A 17492-nucleotide genomic window follows, 5' to 3' on the forward strand; every position below is an offset into this window, starting at 1 on the left:
AATCGTATTGACTTAAAAATATTTTATCTTTCGCTTTTATTCCATTGCATGAAAACAAAAATTCTTTTTGCCCTACTTTTAGCTGGCTTAGGCGGCTTCGCTCAAAATACTTCAACCAATTTTAACCTTACCAGAAAAGGTTTCAATGAAAAAAATGCCTACGAAACAACTGCATTTGTAGAAAAATATTTTAGAGTTCCGGGCAATACTGGCTTCAACGCAAGTATTAAATATGTAGAAGACATTTTAAAAAAAGCTGGTTTTGTTGAGCAAACGCAAAATGAAGCAGAATCGCCTCTAACTTATCGGATTGAAAAAAGGGCGATGAAAAATAAAACCTGGGAGCCCGTTAATGCTAATATTAATATTATTGGCGAAGCTCAACCGTTAATTACCTTCAGTACAAATCGGAATATGATTCCGATAAACTGCGTCTCTACTCCGGCAGAAGGGGTTACAGCTGATGTCATTTTTATCAGCAACACCAACCCAGCTGAAATAGAAAAATTAGATTTAAAGGGAAAAATTGTTTTTGCAGAAACACATCCTTCCAGATTATTAGCGATTGCAACAAAAGCTGGCGCTATTGGTGTTTTGGGTTATTCTATGCCGGCTTATACAAAGCCAGAAATTCACCAAACTTCTATCCAATTTGGAAGCATGAAAGCAAATAGCGAAGTATGGACCTTGTTATTATCTTACAAAGCAAAAGAAAAGCTTAAGGCAAACTGCTTAAAAGGAGCGACAAAGCTTAAAGTAAATATCGAAACTAAAATTTATCAATCGGAAGAATTAACCATCGTTGCAAATGTTATTGGCAGCGAAAAACCTACAGAAAGGTTTGTTTTTAGTGCTCACGTTCAGGAACCGGGCGCAAATGATAATGCTAGTGGAGTGGGTACATTAGCAGAAATGGCTCGTTTAACCGCAGAACTTTATAAAGCCAAAAAAATTGCACCAAAACGTACTTTAACTTTTTTGTGGGGTGATGAAATTACATCAACCAGAAGATATATTGTTGAGGATACAACCCGTGCAAAAGGCATTCTTTGGGGAATGAGTTTGGATATGGTTGGCGAAGACACTAAGAAAACTGGAGGCTCATTTTTAATTGAAAAAATGCCAGACCCATCTGCAATCTGGACAAGAGGAAACGACAAACACACCGAATGGGGCGCTGGAGATGTAAAGGAAAAAGATCTCTTTCCACATTATTTTAACGACTTTATTCTTAACATCTGCAAAGAACAAGGCAAATTTGCCAACTGGACAGTAAACTACAATCCTTTTGAAGGCGGTAGCGACCATACACCATTTCTGCAAAATAAAATTCCTGGTTTATTAATGTGGCACTTTACAGATGTATTTTACCATACCGATAACGATAGAATTGACAAAGTTTCGGCAATGGAAATGAAAAATATTGGCATTAGTGGATTAACCGCAGCTTACACCTTAATATCGGCCGATGAAAATACTGCAAGCCAAACTGTTAATCAAATTAAAAATGATGGCTTAATTCGCTTGAAAACGGAGTTCGATTTAAGCAAAAAAGCAATCGCAGAAGGCAAATCTGCAGCAGATGAAAAACACATTATCGAAACCTGGAGCAAATGGTACATTGATGCATTAGCTACGGTAAATAAAATGCCTGTAAAATCAGAAACAACCAGAGTGGGTTCTGCAATTAAAGTGGCCACATTGGAAATTGAAAAGCAAACCAATCTTTATTTAAACGATTTGAAATAGTTTAAGATTAAATGCCAAAAGCAATTATTATTGGTGCCGGGGTTGCAGGAATAGCAAGTGCAATTCGTTTAGCAGTGAAAGGTTACGCGGTTCAGGTTTTTGAAGCCAACGCATATCCTGGAGGAAAACTAAAAGAAATTAATGCTGATGGTTTTAGGTTTGATGCTGGACCAAGTTTGTTTACCATGCCGCAGTATGTTGATGAGCTTTTTATCCTAGCAGGCAAAAAACCGCAAGATTATTTTGAGTACCAAAAACTTGATGAAATTTGCAGGTATTTCTACGAAGATGGATTAAGATTAAGTGCATCGTCTGATACAGAAAAATTTGCGAAAGAAATTGAGCAAAAAACACAATCCAAAGCTTCAGAAATTAAATCTTTCCTTGAAAAAAGCAACACGATATATACCGTAACCCATAAGGTTTTTTTGGAGCGAAGCTTACACAAGCTTAAAAGCTATCTCCATTGGGATACCGTTAAAAGTATTTTTCGCTTTGGACAAATTGATGCTTTTAGAACACAACACAAGGCAAACCAAAACGCTTTTAGCGATGAGCGAATTACTCAGCTATTTAATCGTTATGCCACTTATAATGGCTCAAATCCTTATCAGGCACCTGCTACTTTAAACATCATTCCACATTTCGAATATCACTTTGGTGCTTTTCTTCCGAAAAATGGTATGTACAGTATTATATTAGCAATTGTAAAACTGGCAAAAGATTTAGGTGTAGAATTTCAATATAATCAAAAAGTTAGCGAGGTTGTTTATAAGGTTGATGGTAGAAGGCGAAAGGTTGTGGGTATAAAACTTAAAGATGTAATTCAAAAAGCTGATGTTGTAATATCCAACCTGGACATTTGGTTTACCTATAAAAATCTACTAAAAAATATTCCTCAACCTAAGAAATTATTAAACCAACAAAGAAGCAGTTCGGCATTGATTTTTTATTGGGGAATCAGGAATATTTATCCTGAACTGGGGTTACACAATATCTTCTTCGCTAAAGATTATCAGTCGGAATTTGATTCAATCTGGACGGAGAACTCAATTAGTAAAGACCCAACGATTTACATCAACATTACTTCAAAACATATCGCAACAGATGCACCTAAAGATTGCGAAAACTGGTTTGTAATGATAAATGTACCTGCGAATAATGGTCAGGATTGGAATAGATTAATTGCTGATGCAAAACAAAACATTCTATCAAAACTTAGTCGCATTTTAAAAACAGATGTGTCAAAGGATATCGTCACCGAAAGCATTCTCGACCCACGAAGCATAGAAAGCAAAACAGGCTCCTACCAAGGTTCTTTATATGGCAACAGCTCAAATAACCAGTTTGCAGCTTTTTTACGCCACTCTAATTTTAGTTCGCAGATTAAAAATCTTTATTTCTGTGGCGGTAGCGTACATCCGGGTGGTGGTATTCCACTGGCATTGTTATCTGCTAAAATTATTGACGATAATCTGAAACTTGCCAAATCTTAAAAGAATATATTTGCTTAAAGGGCATTTCAGATGCCTGATTTCTTAAAAAATCATTATATGAATTTTCACACACGTAAATGGATAAAACCAGAAGACTTAAACCCCAATGGAGGATTATTCGGCGGAAGTCTTTTAAAATGGATTGATGAAGAGGCTGCAATTTATGCCATTGTTCAGCTCGAAAACCCAAAGGTAGTAACGAAATATATGTCGGAAATAAACTTTGTTAGCTCAGCCAGATTAGGTGACATTATTGAAATGGGCATCACCGCAACAAATTTTGGTACAACTTCTATCAGCATGTGTTGCGAGGTGAGAAACAAAATTACCCGTAAAAGTATTTTAACAATTGATAAGATTGTTTTTGTAAATATTAACGATTATGGCGAACCTACACCGCATGGAAAAACAAAAATAAAATACATAGAAGAGCAATTTGCTCAGGAGGATGAAGGGAAAAATTAGTTCATCTTTATTGCTTCTTCCAGTTTTTCACCATCCAAATCAAAAGCGTCGACAATAAGTTTAGCTTTTGTATAAAAAGGGTCGCGTTCTTTTAGTTTTTCTTCAATGAAAACCAAAAGTTGCTCATCGTTCAAATCTTTTATCAATGGCCTTTTTTGGCGGTTATGCAATCTTGAAACTAAAGCTGCTGGCGACATTTGGAGATAAATGGTTAAACCGTGATTGTTCATCCATTCCATATTATCAAAGAAACATGGCAAACCGCCACCGGTTGCAACCACACAAGTTTCAGGATATTGATAAGCTTTTAGCGTTTCACTTTCATAATCTCTGAATCCGCTTTCGCCATAAGCCTCGAAATATTCGGCAATGGTTTTACCTGTTTGATTTACGATTTCAGCATCCAAATCAATTACTGGGCAATCTAAACGGTGCGCAAGTTGCTTGGCTTTGGTACTTTTACCGCAGCCCATATATCCAATAAGGAAAATTATCATAAAAGATTTTTACGTTTAAAATAGATGTAATCTGTTACGGGAGGCGTAATCCCCTCCTTTTTGAACATCGAAACAATTTGTCCACGATGATAAGTCGAATGGTTTAGCATTTGCATAAACATTTCGGCAACCGTATTTTGATATTCATTTCCACGAGAATCGTGATAAGTTATTTTATCCGATAAATCATGTTTGGCTAAACTCGCTTCAATTTTTTCAAAGTTATCTGATGAAATACTTTCAAAGTCGTTTTTTGAGTGAACTTGCCATATTTCATATTGCAGTGGCAATCCTTCAACACGATTTACCCAAATGTGTTGTGCATTTAAAACATGACTAAACAAACGTTCAGCATCGGGCATGTTTTTATCAGCTGCACTAAACACATCTAATATTTCGCGATCTGCTCTTTGGGTGTATCGAATAAATTCTTCAATCATAACTTATGCCAGTTTAACTCTTGGGTCGACATAGGCGTACAAAATATCTACCAAAATATTAATTACTACAAATACAAAAGCGATAAATAATATAGAACCCATTACAACCGGGAAATCTGACATTTCCAATGCGCTTACTGTTGTTCTACCTAAGCCATTGTAGCCAAAAATATATTCTACAAAAAATGAACCTGCAAGTAATGAAGCAAACCAACCGGATATTGCTGTTATAACCGGGTTCATGGCATTTTTAAGCGCATGTTTGTAAATTATCGTGTTTCTGCTTAAACCCTTCGCCTTAGCAGTACGAATATAATCCTGTGCTAAAACATCGAGCATCGCACTTCTGGTAAGCTGAACAATAATTGCCAAAGGCCTTAAGCCTAAGGTTATCATCGGTAACCATAAATTTCGTAAAGTTAAAATTTCGCCGTTAAAAGGATCATAACTGTATAAACTCCCGCTCATTTTTAGTCCGGTGTAATTGCTTAAAAGGAAACCGAATAACCAGGCGATTATAATCCCTGCGAAAAAAGAGGGTGCTGAAATTCCTAAAATTGCAAAGGCATTTGCAGATTTATCAATCCACGAATCTTTATAAACAGCCGATAAAACACCTAAGAACACACCAATTATTGTAGCGAAAATCATCGCTGTTAAAGCTAAAATGAATGTATTCGGAACGGTTTCCGTAAGTATATCCGTTACATCTCTTTTAGTTTGATAAGAACTGCGTAGGTATGGCCATTTCAGAACCAAAGCATTTTTATCAAAATTTATTATCTTTTTATAATGATATTTATTTTGGGTAATGCTGTCGTTTTCCAGAACACTTATTGGAGATAAATCGTTAACATACAAAACAAATTGCATAGGTTTTGAGCGATCTAAACCAAACTCTTTCCTTACAGCCTCTAGCGATTGAACATCTGCCCTTTGGCCCATCGTCATTCTGGCTGGGTCGCCGGGCAAAATATTAAACAATACGAAAACCACCAATACTACACCAGCCATAACCAGCAAGCCATAAAGCAGTTTTTTAATTGTATAAGCGAACATTTTATTTGCTGAAATATTTGTTACTTAAATCATCAAAGCTTGGCATATTATGAAAATGCCACTTATTTACAACCACACCATTTTTAAGCAAAATGATACCCGGATTTGCTCTAACCATACTTTTCAGTGGTACAGCGTCAGCATAGAATACTTCAGAAAATAAGTTGTTTTTCTTGATGAAAACTTCAGCATCCCGGGCGGCGTTTGAGGTTAATAAAACACTCCTAATGTTGTACTGCTGTGTTGCATTTAAAGCCAAAGCATTCAAACTTCCAATCGCCCGGCTATTCGCATCATTTAAATTATAAGCGACAAAAACCAAGCTGTAGTAAGGATTTTCGATTAACTCTTTGGTGTAATCTGTACCCGAAGCATCGGTAATAATTAAGTCTTTGATTTTAGGTTCAAATCCCTTCTTTACAAGCTTTTTAGTTGGCTCGCCAACTATTTCCCAGTTATTATCTTTCCAGATTTCGGTTTTAAGATATTGCTTATCGCTCATATCTTGCTCAGCCTTTGTTTTCTTATTTTTAAGGTGATACATGATTTCATATTCATCGGGTTTTTCACCTTCAGGAATAACCATTAAAGATGGAATATGAGCACCAACCTTATAAGGCAGAAAATCAATAATTGGGAGAAAATTATAAGTGAATACTCCAAATAACAACGAAGCTAATACGATGAGTGTAGATATATTTCGCTGTCTTTTTTCTTTTGTAATAAGTGGTTTGATAAAATCCTTTTTGAGGAAAATATAGACGATAAAGATTAGTAAAATGATATCCTTACTGAAAGATTGCCAAGGCGTAAGCGGAATGGCATCGCCAAAACAGCCGCAACTGGTAACTACTTTAAATGCCGCGGAAACAAATGTAAGCAGTGTAAAGAAAATGATTAGCAATAGAAGACCCCAGGCTACTTTTTTGCCGTAAAAACCCAGTAAAAGCAAGGCACCTAGAACAATTTCCAAAGTACAAAGTAGAATGGCTATTCCGGTTGCTATCGGACTTAAAAAATCCAAGTGAAATACCTCGAAATACTCTTGCAATTTATAACCAAAACCAAGCGGATCGTTTGCCTTAATTAAACCTGAAAAGATAAATAGTACGCCAACAAAAATTCTGGAAATGGTTAAAAGCGAGTTCTTCATTATTTTACACCTAATTTTATTAAAGCAAAAACTGAGTAGTTTAGCATATCCTGGTAATTTGCATTTACACCTTCGGATACTTGTGTTTGACCTTCGTTATCTTCTATCTGTTTAACCCGGAATATTTTTTGCAGGATTAAATCAGTTAAAGAACTGATGCGCATATCTCTCCAAGCCTCACCATAATCGTGGTTTTTGGCGAACATCAAATCTTTGGTTTCTTTGACCTTAGCATCAAAAAGCACCTGCACATCCTCAACCGGAATTTCTAAAAGGTCATTTTCGTTCAAGTCTAACTGCATCATTGCAATTACGCAATAGTTAATAATTCCAATGTATTCGGGTGTTATTCCCTCGCCTACTTTACTAACTTTTTTCTCTTCTAAAGTCCTGATGCGTTGCGCCTTAATAAAAATCTGATCGGTAATTGAACTTAACCTCAGTATGCGCCAGGCTGTTCCGTAATCGGTTGTTTTTTTTAAGAATAAAGTTCTGCAAACTGCGATTACGTCATCAAATTCAGAAGCGGTATTTGTTTGTGCCAAAGCCAATATTTATTTAGTTTTAATGTATTTTTGTATCGAAAAAACGAAAGCTAAAGATACATTTTTAAAGCGAAACCCAAATCCCGAAAGGGTTTAATATGGCAGAAAAAAACTTTTTTGAAGCAAAGCAAAGTCTAAATATCCGCGGTAAAATATTTGATTTAAGCACACCAAAGGTGATGGGTATATTGAATATTACGCCCGATTCTTTTTACAACGAAAGTAGAACAAGCTCGATTGATGATGCCCTTAGAAAAACAGAACAGTTTTTAAATGAAGGCGCAAGCTTTATTGATATTGGGGGTTATTCATCCAGACCAGGCGCTTTAGATATTTCTACCGATGAGGAACTGTCGAGGTTAACTCCGATTGTGGAAGCCATAAACAAACATTTCCCTGAAGGTATAATTTCAATTGATACTTTCAGAGCAAAAGTTGCCAGCGAAACCATTGCCGCCGGTGCGCACATTATCAACGATATTTCGGCTGGTGATATGGATGCCGAAATGTTTAATACTATCGCACGTTTGCAAGTTCCTTACATTTTCATGCACATGCAGGGTACACCGCAAAACATGCAACAAAATCCTCATTACGATAATGTAACATTAGATATCATCGATTACCTAGCTAAAAAAGTTGCGCAATTAAAAGCTTTGCATGTTAATGATATCATTCTCGACCCGGGTTTTGGTTTTGGAAAAACAATTGAACATAATTACGAACTTTTAAATCGCTTGGAAGATTTTAAAATCTTCAAGCTGCCTGTTTTAGTTGGTTTTTCGAGAAAAGGAATGATTTATAAAGTATTGGAAAATTCTGCTAGCGAGGCATTAAATGGCACAACAGTTTTAAATACAATTGCTTTACAAAAAGGTGCGAAAATTTTAAGGGTTCACGATGTTAAGGAAGCAGTGGAATGTGTTAAGTTGGTTAATTGTCTAAATTGATTACCTGTATCCTGTCGTCATTTCGAGGCACGAAGCAATCTTTCAATGGAGATTGCTTCGTGCCTCGAAATGACGTTCTGCTTATCATAACATTGCATATTTTATAATAGCTATCCAAACAATTCCAACAATTAACCAATTTTCACATTCTAAACAATTAACCATTATTAAACATTTACTATCTTGCCATAGATGAAAAGCTTTGATTTCGATTTCCTTAAAATATCTCCAACTGATGTGGTAGACATTGTGCTTGTTGCACTATTGATTTACTACGTTTACACACTGATTCGTAATACACTTGCCGTAAATTTACTGGTTGGAATGTTCGTAATAACCGTTTTCTATTGGATAGTTAAGGGTTTACACATGGAATTGCTTACCACAATTATCGAAAAATTTATGAGCGTGGGCATTATTGCGCTTATTGTAATTTTTCATCCGGAGATAAGAAGATTTCTTTTATTGATTGGAAAAAATGCATTTCTTCAAAAAAACAAGGCATGGTGGGGCTACCTATTCGGCAGAAAAGAAATCGAAAGAAACAATTTAACTCGCATTAAACCTATTATTGATGCCTGTAAAACCATGAAAAAAACCAGGACAGGCGCATTAATTGTATTTGTTAAGTTTTATGATGAACAATTTTTCGCCAATAGTTGTGAAGTAGTCGATGCTAAAATATCAAAACGCCTGTTGGAAAGTATTTTTCAAAAAAATAGCCCGTTACATGATGGCGCCGTAGTTATCTCGGAGAATAAAATAAAAAGTGCAAGTTGTATTCTACCTTTAACAGATAACGATCAGCTTCCTTCGCAATTTGGTTTAAGACACAGAGCCGGAATTGGCGTTTCTGAAACAACCGATGCAGTTGCCGTAATTATTTCTGAAGAAACAGGTGAGATTTCATACGCTAAACAAGGTAGGGTTAGGATGAATGTTTCTTTTGGAGAGTTGGAGAAGTTACTCAATAAAGATTTTTAATAAGAGCAAAGATTAAAGAATAAAATTGAAAGACGGAAAACTCTCTGACATAAAAAAGCAAAGATTAAAACACACGGTCTTTAATCTTTGCTCATTATTCTTTAGACTAAAAATCTAGCAATATTGCTCGAAAGCGCCAATCAGGTTATCAGCAATCATTTGTGCTGGTCTGCCCTCAATTTGATGACGCTCAATCATATGCACTAATTTACCATCTTTAAATAATGCCATTGCTGGTGATGATGGAGGAAAAGGCATCATGTAGTTTCTAGCTTGGTCTACCGCTTCTTTTTCCATTCCTGCAAAAACAGTAACCAATTTATCAGGGTGTTTTTCGTGTGCTGCTGCTGCTCTTGCCGCCGGACGAGCATTTGCTGCCGCGCAACCACAAACAGAGTTTACCACAACTAAAACAGTGCCTTCGCCTTTAATCGCTGCATCAACCTCTTGTGCGTTCTTTAATTCTTCAAAACCAACGTTGGTTAATTCCTTACGCATTGGCTCAACTAAATATTCTGGATACATTTATCTTATGTTTTGATTTACAATTGAATGTACAAAAATAAAAAAATCGAATGGCATACACCATCCGATTTATATTTTTAAGGTAAAATTAAAAGCAGAAAACTATTGCAATCCTTTTAATATTTCTTGTAATTTCTGAGGATCGTTCATCATTCCAAAGCCAAAAATAATGATGATTGCTGCATAATATAATAATGATATAATATTAAGGATTAAACCTATAATAGCACAAACCCTACCTGCATTTAGGTTTTTAAAAGAGCTTTGGGTGTACATCGTAGGATTTAGTGCGTATAATGCCTTATCCTTTTTACTCAGTACCAAAGCAATTATAGCCGGGATTAATCCTAATATCCCATAACAGCAGCAGAATGCAATCGATAAAATCCCCAATACCAAAACTACGGTTGCATTTGGTAAATTTTGATACCCCATTCCTCCTCCAAACTGCCCGAATGGTGGTTGTTGCTGAAATGGCGGTGGCGTAACTGGTGGTGTATTAATTGGTTCGAAAGATTGATTTTCGGGTTGGTTTTGTTCTTCAGACATAGTAGAGTTAACTTATAAGTTGATGATTATATATTTTGTAAATGTAATTGATTACAATAATTACCGCAATAGCAATAAATGTACTTTTAATGATTAATGCACCGAACTTAAAATCAAATTTTAAATGTAAAATCGTAAACAAGCCAATAAAAACCATAAAAATAGTTGGAGGATATAACTTGAACGACTCTATTAAATTTCCGTGTAAAAGTGCAATTCCAGAACGTTGTAAACCGCAACCCGGGCAATCAAAACCAAACTGTGCCTTGAATGGGCAAGTAAATAAATGATGGCTTAACCAATCAAGAAATCCACTATGTTGTTGCGCCATCTAGCTGATTTTGGGTTAATTGTTCATCTTTCCAAATTTTGTATTGCTCTAAATCTTTTACAACTTGCTTGTAAACCAGATTTAAAACAAATACATCATCAATAAAACCTAAAACCGGAATAAAATCTGGAACAATATCAACTGGCGATAAAAAATAAATAATCCCTCCTAGTATTGCGATGATTGAACGCTTAGGGATTTCGGTATAATTTCCAGCCACGTAATCTTTAGCGATTGCAAAAAGCAAAATTAACTTTGCCCAAACACCTTCCAAATCGCCTCTATTGGTAACGGCCTTACCTAAAGCATCGTTAATGGTTTGTTTCGCTTTGCGTTTATCTTTTAATAAAACGCCTGCTTTGCTTTCCGATTTTTTAAAGAAATCCAGTATTTTCTGTCTGTCCAATTGCATAGCTTAGTTTTTTAAACTTAACGATAAAAGAGAAACTTTATTGAGATTTCATCATCTCCAAAATATCATCAACATACTTCCGCTCATTAGCAAGGCGAGGTACCTTATGTTGCCCACCCAGTTTATTTTTAGCTTTAAGCCAGTTGTAGAAAGTATTTGCCGGGGCATTGTGAACTTTTGGACGGCAAAGCGCCATATCTTTAAAACGCTTGGCATCGTAATCAGAATTTACCTCACGAAGTGTATTATCCATTACATCAATAAACTTTTCGATATCATTCGGTTGCTTATCAAATTCGATAATCCATTCATGGCCACCTGCTTTTTCTCCCTCAAAATAAATCGGACCAGCGGTGTAATCTTTAATTTCTGCACCAGTAACTGCACAAGCTTTTGTAAGCGCTTGCTCAGCATTATCAATAATTACTTCCTCGCCAAAAGCATTAATAAAATGTTTGGTTCGTCCGGTAATTTTGATGCGATAAGGTTCTAATGATGTAAATTGAATCGTATCACCAATCATATATCGCCACAAACCACCATTTGTAGAGATTACAATCGCATAATTCTTATTCAGCTCAACATCTCCCAGTAAAAGTGCCTTTGGGTTTTCTTCTCCAATGTTTTCCATTGGGATAAATTCATAAAAAATCCCATAATCCAACATCAAAAGCATCTCTTCAGAATTATCTTGGTCTTGAATACCAAAAAAACCTTCGGATGCATTATAGGTTTCCAGGTAATACATGTCCGGAGATGGAATTAGCTGCTTGAATTGCTCGCGGTAAGGCGCAAAATTAACGGCTCCGTGAACGTAAAGCTCTAAATTTGGCCAAACTTCTAAAAGATGTTTTTTACCGGTTAGTTCCAGCACTTTTTTTGCTAAAACGATGGTCCAGGTTGGTACACCCGAAATACTGGTTACATTTTCATGAATAGTAGCTTCTGCCATCCTATCCATCTTAATTTCGTAATTATCCATCAAGGCGATGGACATATCAGGCGTGCGGTAAAACTCTGCCCAAATGGGTAAGTTTTTAATCAGCACAGCTGATAAATCACCATAAAAACAATCTTCATTTAATTGATTAACCTGATGGCTGCCGCCTAAAACCAAACCTTTTCCTGTAAACATTTGGTTATCCGGACGGTTGTTGCAGTAGATAGATAGCATATCTTTACCGCCTTTGAAATGGCATTCTTCTAAGCTTTCTTCTGATACGGGGATGAATTTACTCCTATCGCTGGTTGTACCAGAAGATTTTGCAAACCATTTAATATCTGATGGCCATAAAATATTTTGTTCGCCATTAAGCATACGCTCAATGTATGGCTTTAAGGTATCGTAATTTTGAATGGGTACACGTTCTTGAAACTGCTGAGGCGTTAAAATTGATTTATAATCGTAATGCCTGCCCCATTCCGTATTTTCTGCACTATCAATTAAAGTATGAAACCACTCTTGCTGAACATCGTGCGGGTATTTCATAAAAAGCTCAATCTGGTGGATTCGCTTTTTCATTAGCCAGGTAAAAATAGAGTTTACTATTGCCATGAGGTTTTATTAAACATCAAAATTCTTACGTTTTAAAACAAAGTTAGAACCAAGGTAAACTTTTCTAACCATTTCATTTTCTGCTAAAACTTCGGGTACCCCTTGTTCTAAAATTTTTCCTTCGAAAAGCAAATATGCCCTATCTGTTATTGAAAGCGTTTCCTGAACATTATGGTCGGTTATCAAAATACCAATATTTTTATGCTTAAGTTTTGCTACAATAGATTGAATTTCCTCAACCGCAATCGGGTCTACCCCGGCAAATGGTTCATCCAATAAAATAAAGCTTGGGTCGGCGGCTAAAGCCCTTGCAATTTCGGTACGTCTACGTTCCCCTCCTGATAATAAATCGCCTCTATTTTTACGCACTTTATGTAAACTGAATTCGTTAATTAACTCTTCCAGCTTATCTTTTTGTTCCGCTTTAGTTTTATCACTCATCTCTAAGATGGCCAAAATATTTTCTTCAACGGTAAGTTTTCTAAAAACCGAAGCTTCCTGAGCTAAATAACCAATACCTTTTTGCGCCCTGCGGTACATTGCATCTTCGGTAATGTCTTCTTCCTCCAAAAAAATTCTTCCTTCGTTTGGTTTAATTAAACCAACAATCATATAAAATGATGTTGTTTTTCCAGCTCCATTCGGACCTAAAAGACCAACAATTTCACCCTGACTTACTTCAAAGGAAACGTCATTTACAACGGTGCGTTGCTTATATTTTTTAACCAGATGCTCGGCTCTTAATTTCATTTATATTTATTTGATAAAAGAATAAAAAGCAAGGATGAAAGATTGCCTGAAGAAACGTTATGTTTCATTCGTTTATTCTTCTCCTCTACCTCTTAATCTTTGTTCTTTAATCCTTAACCTTAATACCTTTAATATTCAGTTGCAAACGCTTTTTATCACGCCACACGTTTTCTTCCAAAGTATAACAAACAGAAAAAGGAACTTTTGGTTGTAAAAGTTTTTCAAATTCTGCTAAGCCAAAGGCGATGCCTTCAAAAATAGTCGAATTTTGTTGCTTTATACTAACTTTTAGGTGATTTGCACCAACAACTGTTGGATACTGCGCCAGGTAAACATTATGGCTTACAAAAATTGGCGACATGTTTTCCGGTCCGAATGGACCCATTTGTGCCAAAACGCGATAAAACTTTCCATCAATTTGAGCCAGTTCAATTTCGGCGTCAATTCTTATCATTGGTGTAAGCAATTCTTCAGTTATACTGGCTGAAACGATTTCCTCAAATTTATCTGCAAAGGCATCAACATTACTTTCTTTCATGGTTAAGCCTGCTGCAAATTTATGCCCGCCGTATTGGTCTAACAAATCGGCACAGCCGCTTAGAGCTTCATATAAATCAAAACCAACAACCGAGCGACAAGAGCCTGCAACGTGCCCGTTTGATTTTGTAAGCACAATTGTTGGGCGATAATATTTTTCTGTTAAGCGAGAGGCTACGATGCCGATTACACCTTTATGCCAGTTTTCATTAAAAACAACTGTTGTTTTTTTGTTGATTAAAACTTCACTATCACCAATTAAGGCTAAAGCTTCTCGGGTAATATCCTGGTCGTAAGTTTTGCGCTCGGTATTTTTTAGGTTGATGAGCTCACTCTGCTCCAATGAATTTCCATCGGCCTGGCAAAGCAACATGGCAACCGCATGTTTTGCGTGGTCTATTCTTCCGGCGGCATTAATCCGCGGACCGAGCGTAAAAACAACATCGGTAAGGGTATAATTTTCGGTCTTACCGGAAACTTCCATCAAAGCTCTTAAACCCTCGCAAGGATTGGTGTTTAATTTCTGTAAACCATGATAACTCAAAACTCTATTTTCGCCCACTACAGGAACAATATCGGCAGCGATGCTTACCATCACTAAATCGAGGTATTGCAAATAAGTTTCTTGCGGTAATTCGTATTGTTGTGCGTAAGCCTGAGCAAGCTTGAAACCAATTCCGCAGCCTGCAAGTTCTTTAAAAGGATATTCGCAATCGTTTCTTTTTGGGTCTAAAACGGCTAAAGCTTTTGGTAATTCATCTCCCGGGAGGTGGTGATCGCAGATAATAAAATCGATACCTAAAGTATTGGCATAATCAATTTTATCTATGGATTTTATCCCACAATCCAGCGCAATAATTAATGTAAAATCGTTTTCGCTTGCATAATTTATTCCGGCGGTAGAAATGCCGTAGCCCTCTAAATATCTGTCAGGTATGTAATATTCGATATTGGATGTGAGTTGAGAGAAGAAACTATAAGCAAGCGCAACCGAGGTTGTTCCATCAACATCATAATCGCCATAAATCAGAATTTTTTCGTTATTATCAATCGCAACCTCTATCCTGGCCACGGCAACATCCATATCCTTCATTAAAAAAGGATTGTGGAGGTGTTCTAAATTTGGTCTAAAAAAATCCTTTGCTTCATCAAAATTGCAGATATTTCTTTGAACTAAAATTTGCGCCAACGAGCGGTCTATATTTAATTCTTCAGCAATTTTATTTATCGTATCATCATTACAATCTGATGCTTTTACCCATCTTTTTTCCATTTATTCTATTTCCGAACAGTAAATATACATTTTAATTGAATATCGTTGCATAACTTAAACATGTAGGTTAAAAGATTGAGGAAATAGATTCTTAACTTTGGACTACAATTAAAAAAATACATTTTGCAAGTTCACACCCTATTTGAAGGCACCTATTCTGTAGATGCGACAAAAAAATTTATTCCGTTCGATTCGGCTATTCATAGTTTTAAAGATAGACCGGCATCGTTGTTTATAAACGTTCAACCTTTTTTGGTTGAGCTGAAAAATGATTTGATTTTGTTTGATACTGGTTTAGGTTTTAGTGATGATCATGGCGAATTAATTTTGCATAAAAACATTCGCAATGCAGGTTTCGACCCAACGGATGTAACTAAGGTTTTAATGTCGCACTTACATTACGACCACTCTGGCGGTATGATTCACAAAATTGGTGATAAAACTGAAGTAAGTTTTCCCGATGCAGAGTATATCATTAACCGTGGCGAGTGGGAAACGGCTTTTAGCAGCACCTCTACATCTTATCATACCGATATTTTTGAGTTTTTACAACGCAATGCACAACTGAAATTTATTGAGGGCGACGGCAATTTGGATGAAACCATTGCCTTTGAATTTACCGGAGCGCATTGTCCTAATCACCAGGTTTTCTTATTAACAGAGGGTAACCAAAAAGTTTTTTTTGGGGGCGATGTTTTGCCCGAACCGGGCGAATTAATTAAGAACTTTATTGCTAAATACGATTTCGATGGTCGCAAGGCGATGGAATTACGCAAAGAGTTTGGGAAAAGAGCCGCAGCCGAAAACTGGGAATGTTTGTTTTACCACAGCAAAGAACAGGCTACCGGATTTATTGATGAGGTTGAGGGTGGGTTTAAGATAAGGTAGTGAAAAGTTGAAAGTGAAAAGTAAAAAGTTCAAGGCTCACGGTTTAAATTGAAATGTAATTGTCCATAAATTTGTTGCCTTTATCCGTTGGCTGAAGCCAACGGCAATGAAATGCAAAGCGAAAAGATAATGCTCAAAGACTAAACCTAGATAGAATAGCTTGTGAGTTCATTGCCGTCAGTTTCAACTGACGGAAAATAAATAAATAAAGCGAGCAAGGCTTTAACCAACTTTGCAATTTGCAATCTTTGTTTCTTGCAGTGTTATTGGTTTTTAAACCCGACAGCAGCGAAAATACTTTTGATTGCTGCTACATTAATAATTTGTCATGCTGAGGCACGAAGCATCTGCAACCGATGAAAAAGATGCTTCGTGCCTCAGCATGGCAGAAGTTTACAAAAGATTATAGCGAATGGCGGGAACAGACTTTAATAGTCTCAAAAAAACTGCTTTCCAAAATCTTTAAGAATTATGTCTCAAGTCTTTTGCGTAATAAGATTGCTTCGTACCTCGCAATGACGACACAAAAAAAGCGCTCTAATAGAGCGCCTTTAATTTTTTCCGAGACATGGAAATTATTTTTTAGCTACCAATTTAACGGCTAATTCAAACTCATCGTTAATTGCTTTGTCGCCAATGCTATCGAAGAATGATTTCGAACCATATTTAATGTCATATTTAGTTCTATCAACTACAATTTTACCAGCTAAAGCAGATACAGTACCATCAGCATTTACAGTTACAGTTGCAGGGAAACTTAATGGTTTAGTAATACCTTTAATGGTTAAGTTACCTGTTACAGTTGTACCAGCAACTTTAGTAATTACGAAAGTAGCTGTAGGGAATTTAGCTGTTCCGAAGAAATCATCAGCTTTTAAGTGACCTTCTAATTTAGCACTACCATCAGCATCTTTAATCGAGTTCATATCGATAGTAAAAGTACCACCAGTTACTTTTTTACCATCAACGTTTAACGTTCCTGATTGTAAAGCGATAGTTCCGTTGTGAGAACCTGTAACTTTTTTACCAACCCAAGTAATGGTCGATTTTGCTGCATCTACAGTGTAAGTTACTGGTTTGATAGTTGTAAAAGCTGACAATGCAACAACTGCAACTAATAAAAAGATTGAAGAGATTTTTAATTTCATTTTCTGGTTTTTAAAATTTGATACAAATATAGACTTAACTTAAACCGATTATTATTGATGTATGTTAAGTTTTCAAAATTAATCGGAATTATTTAAAATCATTCTATTGACTTAAAAATATTGTTGAGGTTTAATCGAATGAATTTTAAAATGATTTGGAAAAACATTCTACTGGTTCTTCGGGAA

19 protein-coding genes are annotated in these 17492 nt (G+C 36.1%); 6 read left to right on the plus strand and 13 right to left on the minus strand.

Annotated features, from left to right (window positions below; genetic code table 11):
• The first annotated feature begins 48 nt into the window (after nt 1–48).
• The 3 genes from R2Q16_RS01780 to R2Q16_RS01790 are packed head-to-tail and all read left to right on the plus strand — an operon-like array spanning nt 49 to nt 3710.
• Nucleotides 49–1749, plus strand: a complete 1701-nt coding sequence (locus R2Q16_RS01780) for a M28 family peptidase (RefSeq protein WP_316734812.1) — start codon at nt 49–51, stop codon at nt 1747–1749.
• An 11-nt stretch (nt 1750–1760) separates the two neighbouring features.
• The gene (gene crtD, locus R2Q16_RS01785; protein ID WP_316734813.1) at nt 1761–3245 is read left to right on the plus strand and encodes a 1-hydroxycarotenoid 3,4-desaturase CrtD; all 1485 of its coding nucleotides are present in this window, start codon (nt 1761–1763) and stop codon (nt 3243–3245) included.
• Between the two features lie 57 nt (nt 3246–3302).
• Complete coding sequence (locus R2Q16_RS01790; RefSeq protein ID WP_316734814.1) at nt 3303–3710, plus strand: acyl-CoA thioesterase; 408 nt, start codon at nt 3303–3305, stop codon at nt 3708–3710.
• Here R2Q16_RS01790 and R2Q16_RS01795 read toward each other — a convergent pair.
• The 5 genes from R2Q16_RS01795 to R2Q16_RS01815 are packed head-to-tail and all read right to left on the minus strand — an operon-like array spanning nt 3707 to nt 7410.
• Nucleotides 3707–4207 carry a shikimate kinase gene (locus tag R2Q16_RS01795; protein WP_316734815.1) on the minus strand — a complete coding sequence of 167 codons (501 nt, stop codon included), beginning with the start codon at nt 4205–4207 and terminating at the stop codon, nt 3707–3709. The genes R2Q16_RS01790 and R2Q16_RS01795 overlap by 4 nt on opposite strands.
• Nucleotides 4204–4647, minus strand: coding sequence for a DinB family protein (locus tag R2Q16_RS01800; protein WP_316734816.1), 444 nt, complete (start codon nt 4645–4647; stop codon nt 4204–4206). The genes R2Q16_RS01795 and R2Q16_RS01800 overlap by 4 nt, the downstream gene beginning before the upstream one ends.
• A 3-nt stretch (nt 4648–4650) precedes the next feature.
• Nucleotides 4651–5706 (minus strand): ABC transporter permease, encoded by a 1056-nt coding sequence (locus R2Q16_RS01805; protein ID WP_316734817.1) that lies wholly within the window; start codon nt 5704–5706, stop codon nt 4651–4653.
• Nucleotide 5707: 1 nt separating this feature from the next.
• Complete coding sequence (locus R2Q16_RS01810) at nt 5708–6859, minus strand: BT_3928 family protein (protein WP_316734818.1); 1152 nt, start codon at nt 6857–6859, stop codon at nt 5708–5710.
• The gene (locus R2Q16_RS01815) at nt 6859–7410 is read right to left on the minus strand and encodes a DUF1599 domain-containing protein (RefSeq protein ID WP_316734819.1); all 552 of its coding nucleotides are present in this window, start codon (nt 7408–7410) and stop codon (nt 6859–6861) included. Before R2Q16_RS01815 ends, R2Q16_RS01810 begins: the two co-directional genes overlap by 1 nt.
• 92 nt (nt 7411–7502) lie before the next feature.
• On the opposite strand from R2Q16_RS01815, the gene folP reads away from it, so the two are divergent.
• Complete coding sequence (gene folP / locus R2Q16_RS01820) at nt 7503–8354, plus strand: dihydropteroate synthase (protein ID WP_316734820.1); 852 nt, start codon at nt 7503–7505, stop codon at nt 8352–8354.
• A gap of 192 nt (nt 8355–8546) precedes the next feature.
• Nucleotides 8547–9338, plus strand: a complete 792-nt coding sequence (gene cdaA, locus R2Q16_RS01825; protein ID WP_316734821.1) for a diadenylate cyclase CdaA — start codon at nt 8547–8549, stop codon at nt 9336–9338.
• 114 nt (nt 9339–9452) lie between these two features.
• Here cdaA and R2Q16_RS01830 read toward each other — a convergent pair whose 3' ends face one another.
• The 7 genes from R2Q16_RS01830 to recJ all read right to left on the minus strand — a co-directional run bounded on the left by R2Q16_RS01830 (nt 9453) and on the right by recJ (nt 15270).
• The gene (locus tag R2Q16_RS01830; RefSeq protein ID WP_269428446.1) at nt 9453–9863 is read right to left on the minus strand and encodes a BrxA/BrxB family bacilliredoxin; all 411 of its coding nucleotides are present in this window, start codon (nt 9861–9863) and stop codon (nt 9453–9455) included.
• A gap of 102 nt (nt 9864–9965) precedes the next feature.
• Nucleotides 9966–10412, minus strand: coding sequence for a CCC motif membrane protein (locus tag R2Q16_RS01835; protein ID WP_316734822.1), 447 nt, complete (start codon nt 10410–10412; stop codon nt 9966–9968).
• A gap of 7 nt (nt 10413–10419) precedes the next feature.
• Complete coding sequence (locus tag R2Q16_RS01840) at nt 10420–10743, minus strand: DUF2752 domain-containing protein (RefSeq protein ID WP_316734823.1); 324 nt, start codon at nt 10741–10743, stop codon at nt 10420–10422.
• Nucleotides 10727–11155, minus strand: a complete 429-nt coding sequence (locus R2Q16_RS01845; protein WP_316734824.1) for a YkvA family protein — start codon at nt 11153–11155, stop codon at nt 10727–10729. Before R2Q16_RS01845 ends, R2Q16_RS01840 begins: the two co-directional genes overlap by 17 nt.
• A gap of 37 nt (nt 11156–11192) precedes the next feature.
• Nucleotides 11193–12710 carry a GH3 auxin-responsive promoter family protein gene (locus R2Q16_RS01850; protein WP_316734825.1) on the minus strand — a complete coding sequence of 506 codons (1518 nt, stop codon included), beginning with the start codon at nt 12708–12710 and terminating at the stop codon, nt 11193–11195.
• A 9-nt stretch (nt 12711–12719) separates the two neighbouring features.
• Nucleotides 12720–13460 (minus strand): LPS export ABC transporter ATP-binding protein, encoded by a 741-nt coding sequence (gene lptB / locus R2Q16_RS01855; RefSeq protein ID WP_316734826.1) that lies wholly within the window; start codon nt 13458–13460, stop codon nt 12720–12722.
• Nucleotides 13461–13566: 106 nt separating this feature from the next.
• Nucleotides 13567–15270, minus strand: a complete 1704-nt coding sequence (recJ, locus tag R2Q16_RS01860; protein WP_316734827.1) for a single-stranded-DNA-specific exonuclease RecJ — start codon at nt 15268–15270, stop codon at nt 13567–13569.
• A 123-nt stretch (nt 15271–15393) separates the two neighbouring features.
• Between recJ and R2Q16_RS01865 the strand changes: the two genes are divergently transcribed.
• Nucleotides 15394–16158, plus strand: coding sequence for an MBL fold metallo-hydrolase (locus R2Q16_RS01865; protein WP_316734828.1), 765 nt, complete (start codon nt 15394–15396; stop codon nt 16156–16158).
• Nucleotides 16159–16733: 575 nt separating this feature from the next.
• Here R2Q16_RS01865 and R2Q16_RS01870 read toward each other — a convergent pair.
• Nucleotides 16734–17306 carry a YceI family protein gene (locus R2Q16_RS01870; protein WP_316734829.1) on the minus strand — a complete coding sequence of 191 codons (573 nt, stop codon included), beginning with the start codon at nt 17304–17306 and terminating at the stop codon, nt 16734–16736.
• Nucleotides 17307–17492: the final 186 nt, after the last annotated feature.

This window comes from Pedobacter aquatilis, assembly GCF_032678425.1.
GTDB lineage: Bacteria > Bacteroidota > Bacteroidia > Sphingobacteriales > Sphingobacteriaceae > Pedobacter > Pedobacter aquatilis_B.